Origin of the sequence: Microvenator marinus, from assembly GCF_007993755.1 — a bacterium.
Lineage (GTDB): Bacteria > Myxococcota_A > Bradymonadia > Bradymonadales > Bradymonadaceae > Allomicrovenator > Allomicrovenator marinus.
Window position 1 is genome coordinate 2,562,373 of sequence record NZ_CP042467.1, and the last position, 15,591, is coordinate 2,577,963.

Annotated in this window: 11 protein-coding genes; 6 read left to right on the forward strand and 5 right to left on the reverse strand. The window is 55.4% G+C overall.

What is annotated here, in order from left to right; genetic code table 11:
- Positions 1-82 precede the first annotated feature (82 nt).
- Positions 83-1,786: an acyl-CoA dehydrogenase family protein gene (locus tag FRD01_RS10545; RefSeq protein WP_146959397.1), complete on the forward strand. Its 1,704-nt coding sequence runs from the start codon at positions 83-85 to the stop codon at positions 1,784-1,786.
- 3 nt (positions 1,787-1,789) lie between these two features.
- On the opposite strand, the gene FRD01_RS10550 is transcribed toward FRD01_RS10545, so the two are convergent.
- Positions 1,790-3,040, reverse strand: coding sequence for an ATP-binding protein (locus tag FRD01_RS10550; RefSeq protein ID WP_146959399.1), 1,251 nt, complete (start codon positions 3,038-3,040; stop codon positions 1,790-1,792).
- A 135-nt stretch (positions 3,041-3,175) separates the two neighbouring features.
- Here FRD01_RS10550 and FRD01_RS10555 point away from each other — a divergent pair, with 135 nt between their 5' ends.
- On the forward strand, positions 3,176-4,519 hold the full coding sequence (locus FRD01_RS10555) for a VWA domain-containing protein (protein ID WP_146959401.1): 1,344 nt from the start codon (positions 3,176-3,178) through the stop codon (positions 4,517-4,519).
- Between the two features lie 440 nt (positions 4,520-4,959).
- Here the strand turns inward: FRD01_RS10555 and FRD01_RS10560 are convergent, their stop codons facing one another.
- Positions 4,960-6,315 carry a hypothetical protein gene (locus tag FRD01_RS10560; RefSeq protein WP_146959403.1) on the reverse strand — a complete coding sequence of 452 codons (1,356 nt, stop codon included), beginning with the start codon at positions 6,313-6,315 and terminating at the stop codon, positions 4,960-4,962.
- A 174-nt stretch (positions 6,316-6,489) separates the two neighbouring features.
- Between FRD01_RS10560 and FRD01_RS10565 the strand changes: the two genes are divergently transcribed.
- Positions 6,490-7,710 (forward strand): hypothetical protein, encoded by a 1,221-nt coding sequence (locus FRD01_RS10565; RefSeq protein ID WP_146959405.1) that lies wholly within the window; start codon positions 6,490-6,492, stop codon positions 7,708-7,710.
- Here FRD01_RS10565 and FRD01_RS10570 read toward each other — a convergent pair.
- Genes FRD01_RS10570 through yoaA form a run of 3 tightly spaced genes read right to left on the reverse strand, consistent with a single transcriptional unit; the run spans position 7,685 to position 13,170 of the window.
- The gene (locus tag FRD01_RS10570) at positions 7,685-9,700 is read right to left on the reverse strand and encodes a carboxypeptidase regulatory-like domain-containing protein (protein WP_146959407.1); all 2,016 of its coding nucleotides are present in this window, start codon (positions 9,698-9,700) and stop codon (positions 7,685-7,687) included. The two genes, FRD01_RS10565 and FRD01_RS10570, sit on opposite strands and share 26 nt — an antisense overlap.
- Positions 9,690-11,183: a 4-alpha-glucanotransferase gene (gene malQ / locus FRD01_RS10575; RefSeq protein ID WP_146959409.1), complete on the reverse strand. Its 1,494-nt coding sequence runs from the start codon at positions 11,181-11,183 to the stop codon at positions 9,690-9,692. Before malQ ends, FRD01_RS10570 begins: the two co-directional genes overlap by 11 nt.
- A 4-nt stretch (positions 11,184-11,187) precedes the next feature.
- Positions 11,188-13,170 (reverse strand): DNA repair helicase YoaA, encoded by a 1,983-nt coding sequence (gene yoaA, locus FRD01_RS10580; RefSeq protein ID WP_146959411.1) that lies wholly within the window; start codon positions 13,168-13,170, stop codon positions 11,188-11,190.
- A 103-nt stretch (positions 13,171-13,273) separates the two neighbouring features.
- Here yoaA and FRD01_RS10585 point away from each other — a divergent pair, with 103 nt between their 5' ends.
- From FRD01_RS10585 to FRD01_RS10595, 3 genes are all read left to right on the forward strand, one after another.
- On the forward strand, positions 13,274-13,837 hold the full coding sequence (locus FRD01_RS10585; RefSeq protein ID WP_146959413.1) for a hypothetical protein: 564 nt from the start codon (positions 13,274-13,276) through the stop codon (positions 13,835-13,837).
- 139 nt (positions 13,838-13,976) lie between these two features.
- Entirely contained in the window at positions 13,977-14,579 is a 603-nt protein-coding gene (locus FRD01_RS10590) for a hypothetical protein (protein ID WP_146959415.1), read from the forward strand.
- Positions 14,576-15,580: a hypothetical protein gene (locus FRD01_RS10595; RefSeq protein ID WP_146959416.1), complete on the forward strand. Its 1,005-nt coding sequence runs from the start codon at positions 14,576-14,578 to the stop codon at positions 15,578-15,580. The genes FRD01_RS10590 and FRD01_RS10595 overlap by 4 nt, the downstream gene beginning before the upstream one ends.
- Positions 15,581-15,591: the final 11 nt, after the last annotated feature.

Sequence of the window (15,591 nt, forward strand, 5' to 3'; positions counted from 1 at the left end):
ATTCAAAAAAGTTGGGCCTGTGGACGGCGCCACGTGGTTTTAGTAGGTTCCAACCGTACAATCCGAGAACGAGGAACGACTTATGAGACACGATAGACCTGCCAATGAAGCCGGCCGAGACGCGCTCAATGCGTGGCGCGCTGATCACCCCGAAAATGCTTATCTTGCGGACGGATTTTTCCGGAGGATTTTGGGGCTCTATGCAGGCGAGAAAACCAAAGGTCTGGAAGAAGATCTGATTAGGTTTGGGGCTGAGGTGGCAGGCCCCTTAGACACTCTCGTTCGCGAGAACAACCTGCATACGAACTTGCCGAGACTTGAGAAGTTCGACGGTCTTGGAAACAGGCAAGAGAAGATCGAACACCACCCCACCTACCATCAGGCGGGTCGATATATCTACGGCTCCGGCGTCATGGAAGCCTATGGCGACCACCCCAATCATCTTGGTGCGCTCGCCCGGTTTTACGTGTCTTCGTACAATGGTGAGGCGGGGCACAATTGCCCGTTGGCCTGTACGGCAGGGGTGATTCGGGTGCTCCAAGAGCTTGGGTCAGATGAGCTCAAGCAGCGATTTTTGCAACGTCTTTTGGACCGCGACTACGATATTCACTACGAGGGCGCTCAATTCCTGACGGAAGTTCAGGGCGGCAGCGACGTCGGGGCGAATGCATGCGTGGCACGAAACATGCCGGACGGATCGTGGCGACTTAGCGGCGAGAAGTGGTTTTGTTCCAATATCGACGCGGACCTCTACTTGATGACTGCGCGCCCGGACGGTGCTGACGCAGGCACCCGAGGTCTTGGGCTTTTCCTGGTCCCAAGGCTTCTTGAAGACGGCCAAGTCAACGGGGTGCACGTGCGTCGCCTCAAGGACAAGCTCGGCACCCGCTCAATGGCTAGTGGTGAAGCCGACTTTGTAGATGCGGTCGCCTACCATATGGGCGAGGTGGGTCATGGGTTCAAACATATGATGGAGCTCGTGATCAACACGTCGAGACTCTACAACGCCGTGGGTTGCTCGGGCGTGGCTCGGCGTGCGTATGTCACGGCGCAGCTCTACGCCAAACATCGCGAGGCATTCGGTCAACCCGTCCTCAACTACCCTCTCATGCAGGAACACCTGGCGAATATGCGCGCTGACCTGCAAGCCATGACCTCGGGCACCTTCTATCTGGTGGCGACCCAGGACGCGATCGAGCGCGAAGAGGCAGACGAGAGTGCACGCGGATTCCAACGCATGAGCATTAATCTGAACAAACTCGTGACCGCAAAATGGGCGCGTCAGATGACCGTGGACGCCATCGAGGTCTTGGGTGGAAATGGCGCAATAGAGTCGTTCTCAGTGCTCCCGCGACTTCTGCGAGACGCGATCGTCTACGAGAACTGGGAAGGCACGCATAACACGCTGATCATGCAAATTTATCGCGATATGAAGCGCTACAAGGTCCACGAGGCGTTCTTCGAGCATACGCGTTCACTACTGCGTTCACCCGCGGTTTGTGAGCGACGTGGTCCCGAAGTTGAGCGTGCTCTCAACGACGTTGAAAGCAAGGTCAATCAGGCGCTCGAGTTGCACGAGGTTGCCGGCCCGGTGGTTCTTCGAAATCTCTGTGAACCCATCGCTGCGGCCTACTACTCGGCCGTGCGACTCTCAGAACTTGCGAAGCTTGAAAAGGACGCCACCGAAGATCAGGTTTTGGAACATTTCATGGACCGACACCTCAGAACCCCAACGCTCAATGAGGCCTACTTCAAACGGGTGGCCTCGATTTCTCAAGGCGTCTAGCCGTCAGGGGCCAAGCATACTGATGGGAATGACTTGGATGCCGTCCTCACGCGTGTAACCGTAGCCAGTTCCGACAATCACCCCTAGCGCCGCAGGCGGCCCACAGCGCTTTTTATCCACTCTCTCGGCAAGGGTTTGCAACGACTTGACACCAGCCGGCACCTGCGAAGGTGCCAACTTGACTTCGAAAGCAGCCCAAGTTCCATCTGGTTGCTCGATGATGCAATCCACCTCCAAACCGGTATTGTCTCGATAATGGCACACCCGAGCCTCCAATGACTGTGCATAAATTCGTAAATCGCGCACGATAAGAGACTCGAAGAACATTCCCATGGTCTTCAAGTCCTGCAAAAGTTTATGGTGCGTAATCCCAATCGCCGCCGCCGCAAGCGAAGGATCAACAAAATGGCGCTTTGGCGAGTTTCGGAGAATCGATTTCGACCTGAGGTGAGGAGACCATGCAGGCTGATCTTCAATCACCATGAGCCTTTCTAGAGCCTGCAAATAGTCTCGCACTGTGTCATGGCTTAAGCTACCACCTGCTCCACCGGCGTCTTGGGCCAAAGTAGTCATCGCGACCTCAGTTGAGACGTTTCTCGCGAGTGAGTTCATCAAGGCTCCTACCTTGATAGGGTCGCGCGATTTTTCATCAACGCGGTGCACATCAGTGCGCCGAATTTCCTCCACATAGGCACGATTGAATCGCTCTGCGGCGGCTGTAGTGATCTCCAAATTTGCAGGCCAACCGCCCCTACAAATATATTCCGCTAAATCGTTCACGCGAACGCCTGTATCGGCCAAACTTGAAACCCGACCCCCGCTGAGTAGCGACGCCATTGAGATATCACCATTAGAGTGACCACTCTCGAACAAAGACATTGGCCTCATTCGCATACGCACCAACCTCCCCGCTCCCGTATGTCTTGTAATGTCGTCTGCGGGCGCTGCCGAACCCGTCAGAATGAACTGTCCGGGCTTCCCTCTCTCGTCAACCTCTCTACGAATGTGGTTCCAGATCTTTGGTTCGATTTGCCACTCGTCCAATAGCCTGGGGGAGGCACCATTGAGAACCAGTTTAGGGTCAACATTCAAAGCCATACGCGCGTTTTCATCCGTATCGAGGAAAACCGTGGATTTTGAGTACCGCCTAGCCGTCTCAGTTTTCCCGCAAGCTTTTGGTCCTTCTATCACCACCGCTCCAAAGGTCTTGAGCAGATCCTCAAGCTCTTTTTCTACCACTCGCTCTTTGTACATTTTGCCTCACATTCGGTCGCCATCAACAACAGAATAGCAGAATTGTAACGCTTTCAGTAGTGAAGTTGTAACGCTTTCAGTAGTGAAATTGTAACGCTTTCAGTAGTGAAATTGTAACGCTTTCAGATGGTGTGTTTGGCTGAAGTCTGGGTTAGTCTTGCCGCCATGCAGTCTTGGAACGTGAACAATCTTCGCACGCGCAACTCGCATCACAAGCGAACCAAGCTCGCTTGTACGCTTATGCTCCTGCTTGGATGTGGGACGGACGCCCAAACTCCGGCGGAGCCTGGGCCCGAGGCCCCGGTTAAATTGGCCGACACGGATGGGGATGGCATCTTTGATGCTACCGAAACCATCCTTGGGACAAACCCAGATTCGCCGTCCTCAGTGTGCGTGACGGAGTCATGGCAGGCGGGCCTTCAAACCCGACCTGTGGACATCATCTTCGTAATCGATAACTCGGGCTCGATGCGTGAAGAGATTGCGGCGATTCGGGCCAATATCAACACGAACTTCGCGCAGGTTATGGAGAACGCTGGGGTCGACTACCGTGTGATTGTGATCTCGTCTCACGGTGAAGGAAACGCGTTTGACGCCGATATCTGTGTGGAAGCCCCCCTTTCGGGGACGCAGTGCAATCCTGTTCCCGACACTCCTGCAAACTCAGAACGCCTTTTTCATTACGACACTCGCATAGGCAGCGATGATTCGTTGCGCCGCGTCCTGAGCACCTATTCGCAATCAGACCCGCATGGGCTCGCACCAGGAGGTTGGGGAGGCTGGCTTCGCGAGAACGCGTTCAAAGTCTTCATCGAGTTTACTGACGATGACTCCTCGATGAGCGCCCTGGCTTTCGACGAGGCGTTGCTGGCTCTGGCTGGCTCTCCTTTTGGAACGGCGGGTTCTAGAAACTACGTCTTTCATTCTGTAGTCGGGCTCTCACCGAAGGAAACCGCGGCACCCTACGTGCCTGGGGAGCCCCTACAGCCTTTTGTCTGTGGCACAGCTGAGAACAACGGCGAAGAGTATCAAAGGCTGAGTTTGGTGACGGGTGGACTTAGGTATCCGGTGTGTGACGCTGAGAGCTACAACGCCATTTTTAACGCAGCTGCACTAGAGATTGTTGAGGTCTCTTCCATCGCCTGCTCACTACCGTTCCTAAGCCCACCCGAGGGCTTTCGAATCGACGACTCTCGACTGGCCTTTGAGCTTCGTTTGCCGACCTCGGAGTTCACGATCAGCCGAGTCGACTCGGCCTCCTCATGTACCGAACACGCCTTCTACCTGAGCGACTTCGGCATGGAACTCTGCCCCCAGACTTGCGCTTTGATAAAGGCCGCTCAATCAGGCGAGCTGCGGGCATTGGCAGAGTGTGACGTGCAAACCTGCGATTCCCCAACCCCCGAAGTCTGCAACGACGGCATCGATAACGACTGCAACGGCTTCACGGACACCCAAGACCTCAACTGCTTCTTGTAGGGGTTAGATTCTTCTTCGGAACCTCGTTAGTATCCTCGGCACGTTGCTTACACGGGATACCTATGCGCCCAACTTTCATACTTATTTTTCAACTTTCAGCATCTGCCTTGCTTTTAGCTTGTGGGACATCGAACCAAGATTCATCCAGCAAGAATCCGGAGCAAGCTGACTGCTTCTCGCTCACACAAGCAGAATGCCATACCACCTGCATGCCGTTTGTGGCGCATATCTACGATGAGGTAGAACAATGCTATGAGAGAGAACCAACATTCATCTCATGCGAACCCCCTCAAGGTACCCTAAACACCACCACCTTGGCGCGACACGTTGACGGGAGGTGCGCAGAGTTTCCCAGCACCGAGCTACCGTCGAATGGCCAATGGACCGAGGACGAAGAATGCAACGAGTTGTTGACTGAGAAAGGCGTCTGCGAGTGATGATCAATCACTGATTAGCTGGACAATCTCGGTGAATGGGTCTCCGAAATCCGCGTCGCAAATCAAACCCCGCAAGGGGGTCGAAGGATCGTTTTCTGGTGCTTGAGGATAGTGTTGGCCCACTGGAAAGGTGCGCAGAAAGGCCTCGTATCGGTCGCCGGATTTTGCGGATCCATGTTGAGTAAGACAGGTAGGCGTGATTAGCGGTTCGTCTGTTGCTCCACAGTTTTCCGGAACTTCTCCGGTGTAGGGCCCATGAACGCCGTGAAACGATGCCACAAAGATGTCCGCCGGCCCGAGGCTTCGTGCCTTTGATGCCGTCAGATTTGCCACGAATTGATCGCTGAGTGTTTGGACTGGAATCAACGGTGAAGTGGCTTCCGTACCCGGTTTGGCGGCGAAGGCGCATACTTGATCACCGCAGCCATTGACGATGAGTTGGGGGCGATTCGGGTCACTCACTTCGGTGACATTTCGAGCCCCTTCGTGCGAACAGTCGTTCTCGTCGGACACGAAGATCACAGCAAACTCGGCGCCATGCCTGATGAATCCGTGATTCGGTGCCGACGTATCCAAAGTAGTGCCCTCGGGCGCGTTCAAGGGTCCACCAGTGTTTGCGGGTGAAACAGCCTCAACGGCCGCGATTAAGCCCGTTTCAATTCGGACACCACGCGTACCCACCATGCTCATGCAAGCAAAATCGGCGGTGAGACGTTCGAAGTCGAGTCCAGATTCCCCTTGATAGTCTTGAGCCCTAAGAACCTTCGGAATGGACCTGTATTCGGACGGATCTGGAAAAATTGAAAACTCATTACATTCACCACTTTCACACACACCTGGGATGGCACAATCGGTAACCCCGCCTGGCAGTGCACACTTGATCTCATCGTCCGTGAAGTCGAACGCGTCTGGGTTTGGGTTCTCCATACATGCCACGGCGGCAGCAATGGCGTCGCGTACTGGCGAAAGGTCAAGCTGCCGGTCATCACCGCCATCTAAGAGCCCACCTTGTTCATCAATCGCGTACCAGCAGGTTGGGTCAAAGCCGACCACGGGCTGTGGGGTAGATTGAAGCAGACCTGGCGAGGCGACGGGCTCGAGTGGGTACGATGAATCCATATGGGTGGTGGTCACGGCGATGTGAAAGTCGAGATTGGCATCCAAGCCCTCGATAATTCTACGAAAGTTAGCGCGGATGATCTTTTGTTCCTGACACATCGACTGCGAATTATCGATCACCCAGAGCAGGTCGAGACTTGGCCCGCACTCCCCCTCATTACAAGGTGTTTCAGTTCTTGTAGACGAATCCGAACATCCGAACGCTAGCAAGGCCGCGCATAACATAGTCCATGGCTTCATACTCAACTCCCTAGTTTTTGGTTTCTCAGCCACTATGGGAACAGATCGGGGCGAGTATTGCAACGGAGAATCCGTTTCCAAAGAAACTATCATTCGGAAACGCTTCGACTGACTATGAGGGGTCCAATCACACAAAATTGGCGTATTTGTGCAGGTTTCGGGTATCATAGCCGCATGGACGAACCGATTCAGCTAGATCTGACGACCTCCGTCACCAATGTTCCTCAGGCCAACAACCTGGGGTTATTCATTCGGTTGATGGAAGATCTGAGCGAACACGCAACGCTCTCCGAGCTTGTGGAGAAGCTTGAAATCGATGAGAGGACCGTTCAGTTCTACGCGGATTTTGGGCGATGGCTGGGGTTTGTAGAGGAGTGCTCGCAAGACCCGAGGCGCACAGGTGACGGGCGCGAATGGTGTGTGACTCAGACGGGGCAAGCCTTTGCGGATAGCGTGCCGGCGAGGCCAAGGCTTTTCTCAAAGGCGATGTTCTCAAAGCCGCTGATCCAGATGGTTCAGTCCATCAAGAGGGATTCAGCGGACGCGTTTGGCGTGGAGCAAATCACCACTCGCGAAGCCTGTGAGCAGGCCATCCGAGCGATGACCAAGCTCGCCGAGAGCACCATAGAGCGCCGCGCATCGGCCACCGCGCATATGCTCGAAGTAGCCTACCAGCCGAGCCGTATCGACTGGTCCACGGGCGAGGTGAGAAAGGAGTATCGAAGTCTGGTCCTGGACTTTCCGGGGAGGACGTTCTTGACTTCGATGGCCGCACGCCAGTTCGCAACAGACCGCGAAATCCGCATCGGCTTTCCCAAACAAGTCCATCATTTTGTTTTGAACGAGGGTCACGGCCTCTCGCCACAATCCTGGGGTCGCGCCTCGTGGGAGAGCCAGGACAAGAACTCCACGTGGTTCGGACCGGTTCCGGTGACCACATCCACCATGGAGGCGGCGGAGCGTGGCGGAAGGGACCTGAGAAGGCTTCTGGTGGCTTGCGTGCCCTACGTGACCTTACTGACCAGCCTCTTGGTGCCAAAAGAGCGTGGAGCCGCGCAGGCGGCCTTCAGAATGACACTGGACATGTACGGCTTGAAGGTCTGGCATTTCGACCGCGAACTCGGTGGCCTGATTGACGTCGTGGAACATTTTGCACGCGAGGCGAAACTATCTCCAACCAAGGGTATCCCCAAGTCTTTGAGCCATGCCCCTGAACACCTGACTGAGCGCGGCGGGGACACCGAACTCCTAGGCGTGCTAATGGTCAGCGGCATCGTGCGCGAAAAAGGAACCACGTTCGAGCTAGCCCCCGGCTTCCTTGACGAGCTACGAGAAGGCTCCGAAGAGAACCCTCCCCTGATCACCAAAATCAGGGTCTTGCAGGCCTTCTTCTGACCTCACGCTTCACTGAGACCTTGCCGCGATTGATCTCAACCCGTTGGAGGCCTGAGTCCCGCATGACTTCAATGGTGACGGGCACACCTTCCTGACCTCGGATCAGCTCCACCACCGAGTCAAGGCGAAGGTCCTGCGCGGACTCACCGTCTACACTCAGGATTCTGTCGCCGGGTTTTAGTCCGGAAAGGGCAGCTGGGTGTCCATCCATAAGGCCTTGGACTACCACACCGTCATCGGTGTTTTGGAGCATGGCGCCGATTCCAGCAAACTGCAGTTGGGCGCCCGGTTCGTGGGGCTCCAACACAATCTTGGTGTTGACCGGCGCATCACCGCTCACCATGAGGCCCGCGGCGAGCGCGGCAGTGTACCCTTGAAGTGAGGCACGCACTGAGCGGCGACCTGCGGGTACACCTTTGAGCACAAACTCGCCCGACGCGTTAGTGAAGACAGGCTGTACGCGGAACTGTGAGGTGGGCTCAAAAAGGTCAATCCTCGCCTTAGCCAGTGGCTTTCCATCGGCGGTATGTACCGTGCCGCGGATTTCACCTCCGGTCGCGATTTCGATTTCCACGCCTCCCACGGTGCGGCCAGCTTGCACCTCGATCAGCTTCGATTCTCCACGTCCAACCCCCTGAACCATAGCTCCCACGGTGTACTTTCCGGTACGCAACGGTCCGTACCGGAAAACACCATCCGAGTGATTAACTGGGTTTGTGGGAAAGACGGTGGCCGCATAGGGCGCGGGCTGTTCCACTTGATGGCCGGTAATCCCAACCATATACGCGGCGATTCCACGCCCGCGCTCATCCACCACTCGCCCCTCGATGTAGCCACCGTCCTCAAATTGTACTGTCGTCTCCTCGCCGGGAGACACCGAGGTTCGTAGAGGCGGGTGGAAGGGGCTGATAAACGTGAATTCAGGATTGGCCGAGTCAGCGTTCAGTGGAAGCTCAAACCGGCCGGTTTGCTGGTTGGTCGCCACCTTCTCAAGCCCGTAGATCCAGACCGGACTCGTTGGCTTACCGAGGTGGTCAAGCACTACGCCTAAGTAGCCGGACGCGCGCTCAAGCACAACATCCAGATTTTGAAGGCCTTCCCCAATCTCAACATCCAGATTTTGGGAGGCAAAACCAGGCGCACTGGCTCGGATCTGAAGGTTTCCGCGCGGCAAGGCTTCGGCACGAAACGCACCGTCTGGGCCTGACAAGAAGCGCCTGGGCCTGTCTAGGCCTCCGCCGCTCGCCACGAGCGTTGCTCCTGAGACAGGGCGGCCATCAGTGTCCAGCACGTCCCCGGCGAGCGCACCACCGGGGCTCAAGTCAATGAGGAGGTCGTCCAGACTTTGGCCGTCGTCGAGCTCCAGTTCGCGGCTTTCAGTATAGGAATACCCGTCGGCGCTTACGGAAACCCGCAGGCGACCGGGCGCGATTCTCGTCAGCTCAAAACGCCCCAATTCATCCGTTTGCGTCATATCGGCATAGGCAAATGGCCCAATTTGGCCGGCAAGACCATTGGCAGACGTGTAGGTCAATCCCACCGTTGCTCGGACAGCTTTGGAGCCTGCAACCACGCGCCCCTTGAGCTTCGCGGGTTGGCGAACCACCAACTCTAGATCGGAAACCGGCTCGCCAGTATGGGTGAGCGTCAACGCCCCCAGCCCACCTGGCCCCGGCACGATAAATGCCGGATGTTCAACATTCAAAACTAGAACTTGGGACTTCTCATCGCGTTCCGAACCCTCAAAACTCAACGAGAACCCACCAGTGTCATCCGTGACGGCTTTCTCCTCTCCACCGACGAGTATCTTTGCCCCAACCACCGCCTCACCAAACGGGGTCTTCACCATACCTTGCACAGCCGGCGCGACCTGAACTTCTTCGGCCACCGGCTTTTCGTCTTCGGACGCGCCCCAAAAATACGCGCCGAAACCAATCGCGAGGACCGCCAGAACCCCACCAAGGATTACCCAAACTTTTTTATCTGCCATGCTTTTCAGTCAGTTCCTTGAGCGCGTCCCAGGCGTCCTTTTGCTCCAAGACATCCGTCGTCACGCGCCAACCCCAGTTGTCTTCGCTGGTGCCTGGCGTGTTCATGCGAGCATCCGTACCCAATTCAAAAATGTCTTGGAGCGGAAAGACCACGAGGCTCGCCTTTGACGCACTCAAACTCTCCATCATCGCTTTCATAATCCCGTCATCCGGGTGCGAGAGATAAGAACGCACCTGATGCCGAGTATCTTCCCCCTCGCCCCAATACCAGCCCATGGTGGTGTCGTTGTCGTGAGTGCCTGTGTAGGCCACACAATGCTCGGGATAGGTGTGGGGAAGGAAAGGGTGGTCCGGATTGTGATCAAAGGCAAACTGAAGAATCTTCATGCCTGGCAGGTGATGGTTATCGCGCAGGGCCTCGACTTCTTCGGTAATGATACCGAGGTCTTCAGCGATGAACGGCACGTCGCCAAAGTGTGACTCAACCGCATCAAAGAACGCTGAACCGGGCCCCTTTCTCCACTCGCCAGTTTCTGCAGTGGGTGCCTCAGCGGGCGTGGCCCAAAAACTCTCAAACCCTCTGAAGTGGTCGATGCGCACCACATCAAACGCTGCAAGCGCCTGTGCAATGCGTGCCATCCACCACGAGTATCCGTCCTTTGCCAGCGCATCCCAGTCGTAGAGTGGATTACCCCACTTCTGTCCGGTCGCGCTGAAGTAGTCCGGAGGAACGCCAGCCACGTCTTTGGCCAGGCCATCAGCATCCACAAGGAAGTATTCGCGGTTGGCCCAGACATCCGCGCTATCAAACGCCACAAAGATAGGGATATCGCCAATGAGTTTGACACCCTTTTGAGCCGCATAAGAACGCAAGTTCTGCCACGCTCGAGCACTCAAGAACTGAAGCACAGATTTGGCAAAGATGGCAGCCTGTAGACGGTCCTTAGCCTGGCTCAGCGCTTTGCCCTCGCGCCTGCGAAGGGCCTCGGGCCATTGAGTCCACGAGCCCCCACCGTGTTCGTCTTTGAGCGCCGAGAAGAGCGCAAAATCGTCAAGCCAGGATTGCTCGGCCTTGAAGGCTTCGTAGTCTTTGAAGAGCTCGTGTTCTTGGCCAAATCGGCCAGCCGCCCTTTCAAATAGAGCAATTCGATACGGCAAGACTTGGGACACTTCGTAGGTGTCGTCCGAGAAGCCCGCAGCAAAGTCTTCTAATTCAGCCAATTCCTCTGCGGTCAGCAATCCGAGTTGGTGCATTTCGTCGGCAGGAATGAGCGCGGTGTTCATGGCAAACGCGGAGCTCGACGCGTACGGCGAGCCGGAACCGTCGGTGGGGTTAAGAGGTAGGATCTGCCACCATGACTGGCGGCTCTGAGCTAGCTTGTCCACAAACGTGTAGGCCTCGGCTCCGAGCTCCCCTACCCCGTATGGGCCCGGCAAGGATGTGGGATGAAGCAAAATTCCGCTACTTCGTTCGATTTGCATAATGCTAGCCTTCGGATTCAATCATGGTTTCTTCCCACCACGATTTGACTTGTGATGCGTTGTAGACGACCCGTGCCGGCGGCAGGGTTTTGAGGAAATACGAGCCGTATCTCTTGGAACAGATCCTAGAGTCCAAGATGGCTACCACACCCTTGTCGGTAGACGAGCGAATGAGGCGACCAAAGCCCTGTTTCAGGGTCAGCGCAGCAGCCGGGACGGTGAACTCCATGAACGGAAATCCTCCGCGATCTTCAATAAACTTTTGACGCGCTGAGTTGAGCGGATCAGAGGGATTCCCGAATGGAAGTTTATCTATGATGACCAAGCTCAACGACTCCCCTTCTACGTCCACACCCTCCCAGAACGAACTTGTGGCGAAAAGAACAGAGTCCTTGTCATTTCTGAACTCTTCCAGAATCTCTGACTTTGGAGCATCGCCCTGCTTCAAAGTCTTGAAAGGAAGCCCTGGTGCTATTTTTTCGTAAACTGCATTCATGTTTGCGTAACTCGTAAAGAGCACAAATGCGCGACCTTGACTTAAATTTAAAAGATAATCTGTGATCGTAATCACCCCCGCAAGCCAGGATGGTTCGTGGGGTTCTGGAAGGCGCCTTGGGATATAGACCAAGGCGTTTTGTTGGTAATCAAAGACGGGTGGAAGTTGGACTTCGTCGCAGGGAATATCAGGCAGGATCCCGCCCTTTCCGGGTACCCCGCGCATCCCGATTCGGCGTTGGAAATAATCAAAGGACTCGCCAGTGGTCAAGGTGGCGGAGGTAAATACCACTCGATCATGGGTCTCGAGCAGCTTCTTGCGCAGCAGGTGTGCCAGATCAATCGGCGAGGCCTGGAGGTAACAGCCGTTGTCCCGGACCTCTACGAAATAGACGTAGCGGTCATCGGACTGGTCGAGGATTGCCGCTAGATTTGAACGTTGTTCGGCGCAGCGTCCGGTGAGTTTTGCCGCAATCTCGCCAAGTTTAGCCGTTCTTCTAAGCTGCGCCCCAAACTGTTCGAGCGCGTCCAGAAGCTGGCCTTTGACGGCCTCGATCATCGCCTTTTGCGGGCCGTCCAAAATCTCGTCGAGGTTGTAGCGACCGTCGTAGAGTCCAAACATGAACGTGGAGAAAAATGCGGCGATGGCTTTGTCCAAAACGTTGATGGATTCGGTGAGATCGACCGAATTGACGTCTTCGGCGTCCAAGGTCTTTTCAATATCCCTGACAAGCTCGCGGAGCTGCCAGTTCGAACTCTGCATGCCGAAATAGCTCGTGGCCACGGACTCAATCTGGTGCGCCTCATCGAACACAACAGCGTCGTACTCCGGCAAAATCTCGCCAAAACCCGAGTCTCTCAGCGCAAGGTCAGCAAAGAAGAGGTGGTGGTTCACCACGATAACGTCCGCGTCTGCGGCTTCGCGGCGCGCGATGGTCACAAAGCACGCGTCGTAGTGCGGGCAGGACTGCCCAAGGCAGCCTTCACTGCTGACGGAGAGGTCTTGCCATGTGGGGAAGTCGTCCGGCAGGCCTTTAATTTCTGCGCGGTCACCGGTCTTTGTGTACTTTGTCCAAGAGACTATTTTCGGCCACCATTTGGCGTCTTCGCGGCTCCGAAACGTGGGCGAGGTCTTGGTCTGATTGTAGCGCAACATGCAGAGATAGTTGCGTCGCCCTTTGAGGAGTGCGGCCTTGAACTTCTTGGGAAGGTGTTCGGACAAGAAGGGGATGTCTTTTTGGTAGAGTTGTTCTTGGAGGGCTTTGGTCCCGGTGGAGACCACCACGCGTTTTCCCGAGCCGATTGATGGAATGAGGTACGCGAGCGTCTTTCCGGTACCGGTGGCCGCCTCGATGATGGCCGCGCGCCGGCGCTCGAAGGCCCTGGCCACGGCCGTGGCCATTTCAAGCTGCTGAGGGCGGTACTCGTAGCGCGTGAGCGTTTTGCTCAGCAGCCCGTGTTCTCCCAATATTTCTTCGAGTTTTTGCGTCATTCGTTTTGCCCACCTTGGCCCGCGGGACGGTATCACAATTTCGAGCGCTTGCCAGATCGAGTCAGGTGTTCGATCATGTTGTGATCTTAGACCGAGTGAACGCATGGGTCAGAACGCATTTAAAACACTGGAGTCGGCGGAACTCCTTGAGGTGAAGACCGAAGAAAGCCTGGTGGCGAAGCTTCGGCCGGCGCTGACCGCGGCCGTTGGGTTCCTACCCTCGGTCAAGGATTCCCGCAAAGGCCGCTCCCATGCTCAGCAATGGAAGATTCTCTTTGTGGTCTTGGGGGTTGTTGTAGCGCTCGCCGCTGACCCAGCAGCTATCGCCATGGGTGTCTTTATTGCAACCTTAGTCTTCTGGCTTCCGTTGCCGGCGCTTGCAAAACGCTCGTTGCTGCTGAGAGTGCAGAAGATGGGGCGGCGCGAAGTACGCACCTGGACATCGGTGACCTTGGAGATCCGCAAAGACGTGCTTCAGGCAAAGAGCGGCAAGACTCAGGTCTTTCGCGTGCCCCTCTCGGAACTAGTTGCCTCAACAGACGAGGTTCGCAGAAAGGCTGGGGATCTTGTGATTCGTGGACCCGGCTCTACGTCCGTCGGCCAAACAACCTTGCGCCTCGCCGAACTTGACTTCGAAGAACTACGTTTGAAGGTCTCGAACCCATAGTTCCTCAGATTTCTGTACACACACTCCAGAACCCACGTGTACTCGAATCCCTTTCTACCCCAAACAGGGTACGCGCAAATCCTTACTCTCCTTGATGATGAGCATTCCGGAGAACCCGGACTTTCATAACCAAGGAGAAATGATGAAGTCATTAGGATTTACCCTATTGTTCATGTTCTGTTTATGGACGACCCCGGCGTGGGCGAGTTGTCCTTCGGGCTACTACCCGTGCGGCTCAGAGCACTGTGTGCCGAACGATGGTGTATGTTGCGCGTCTGTCGGGCTACCTGAGTACTACTGTCCCGGAGGGACAGAATGCCGGTCCACTGGCGAGTGCGTTTCACCGGGTTACGACGACTACGACAACTACGATGACACCGATAACTACGATGCCAACGACGACTACGACAATGGAGGAACATACAGCAGCGGAGACGAATATTGTTCATGGCAAGGCTCGGGCCAATGCACGATGGAGTATTGCCTCTCAGAGGACGACCCGTGCACAGGACGCTATATTGTCGATGGGAAATCGTTCTACTGCGATGCGTGCAGCTCAAACGGACTGGAGCTTTGCGCCGAGGAAGCGGCAAACTACTGTTATGAAGGTGGCGACGACTCCGCCGCCCTCGGTGGGTGCCAAGCCATCGAATCGAACGAATCTGAAGGATTGGTATTGGGGCTGCTAATTGGATGCACCCTACTCGTTTCGCGACGCCGAAGGCAGGAGGCTGCCGAATGAAAACGTTTCGATTTGTCTGCTCGGCATTGGCACTCATGGTTCTGATGCCGAGCGCCCAAGCTCAAGACACATGCCGCACTGGCTACCTTGCTCCAGACGTAGAGATAGGCGCCTTGACACTGGATTTGGACGCCGTGGCGACATCCCTCGGGTTTACGCCTCAGAAACAAATTGAGGCGGCCAAAGACTTCATGGCTAAAGACCTCACGATGGCAAAACTCGATGACGAAGCCGATAGTCGCGAAGAAATCTTGGACGCATTGGAGCTCGATCTTCTTTTCTGGATCGAAACGCAATCACGAGACAGTGGCGAAACCAATTTGAGAGTCGCAGCAGTTCATCGTGATGGGGCAATACGCTCGCACTTTGATCGATTCACCGACGCCGAGAAGGATTGGGATTCAGAGTCGATGATCGACTTTGTTCGGAACAACCACAAGGAATGTGAACAAAGTCTAAATCCTACGCCTGAACCCGAGCCTGAACCAACACCCAGCGCAGAACAAACATACGAAGCGCCAGTTAGGGAGTATCGGCAAGAAACGCAATACGTCCCTGAAGAAACTTCCGCCGAAACTACTCAGACTTCAACAACCATCGAAGATGACTCAGACGACCCGTCTGAGCTGGTGCCCTTCACGTTGGTTCTTAGCGATGGTGTGAATGGTGGCATCGGATTTGGAATCAGCGGCTACAGCCTCTGGGACGTCGTCGGACTCAAGTATACAGGACTTGACCTCATCTTTTTTGACGACATCACCCTTTTAAGCTGGAACGCTGGATTGGTGTTGATCGGCGGCAAATCCGATGAAATGGCGCTCTGGTGGGAGCTTACGTTCGGATTCGAGGACGTGACGTATGGAGACGGAAATTCCGAGTTCTTCTTCGAAGGCGCAAGTGCCGTTCACTTTGTCTACGAATGGATAGATATCGGTTTTGAGTGGCACGCGCGCAAGGAGACCTTTCACGTCAAGCTTGGCTTAGCGTTCGGGTACCTATGAAAGCAGCCTTA

Bases quoted from the DNA above. Each gene is read 5' to 3' on its own strand.
- FRD01_RS10545 (WP_146959397.1), top strand. From the start codon at position 83: ATGAGACACGATAGACCTGCCAATGAAGCCGGCCGAGACGCGCTCAAT.
- FRD01_RS10550 (WP_146959399.1), bottom strand. From the start codon at position 3,040: ATGTACAAAGAGCGAGTGGTAGAAAAAGAGCTTGAGGATCTGCTCAAG.
- FRD01_RS10560 (WP_146959403.1), bottom strand. From the start codon at position 6,315: ATGAAGCCATGGACTATGTTATGCGCGGCCTTGCTAGCGTTCGGATGT.
- FRD01_RS10565 (WP_146959405.1), top strand. From the start codon at position 6,490: ATGGACGAACCGATTCAGCTAGATCTGACGACCTCCGTCACCAATGTT.
- FRD01_RS10570 (WP_146959407.1), bottom strand. From the start codon at position 9,700: ATGGCAGATAAAAAAGTTTGGGTAATCCTTGGTGGGGTTCTGGCGGTC.
- malQ (WP_146959409.1), bottom strand. From the start codon at position 11,183: ATGCAAATCGAACGAAGTAGCGGAATTTTGCTTCATCCCACATCCTTG.
- yoaA (WP_146959411.1), bottom strand. From the start codon at position 13,170: ATGACGCAAAAACTCGAAGAAATATTGGGAGAACACGGGCTGCTGAGC.
- FRD01_RS10585 (WP_146959413.1), top strand. From the start codon at position 13,274: ATGGGTCAGAACGCATTTAAAACACTGGAGTCGGCGGAACTCCTTGAG.
- FRD01_RS10590 (WP_146959415.1), top strand. From the start codon at position 13,977: ATGATGAAGTCATTAGGATTTACCCTATTGTTCATGTTCTGTTTATGG.
- FRD01_RS10595 (WP_146959416.1), top strand. From the start codon at position 14,576: ATGAAAACGTTTCGATTTGTCTGCTCGGCATTGGCACTCATGGTTCTG.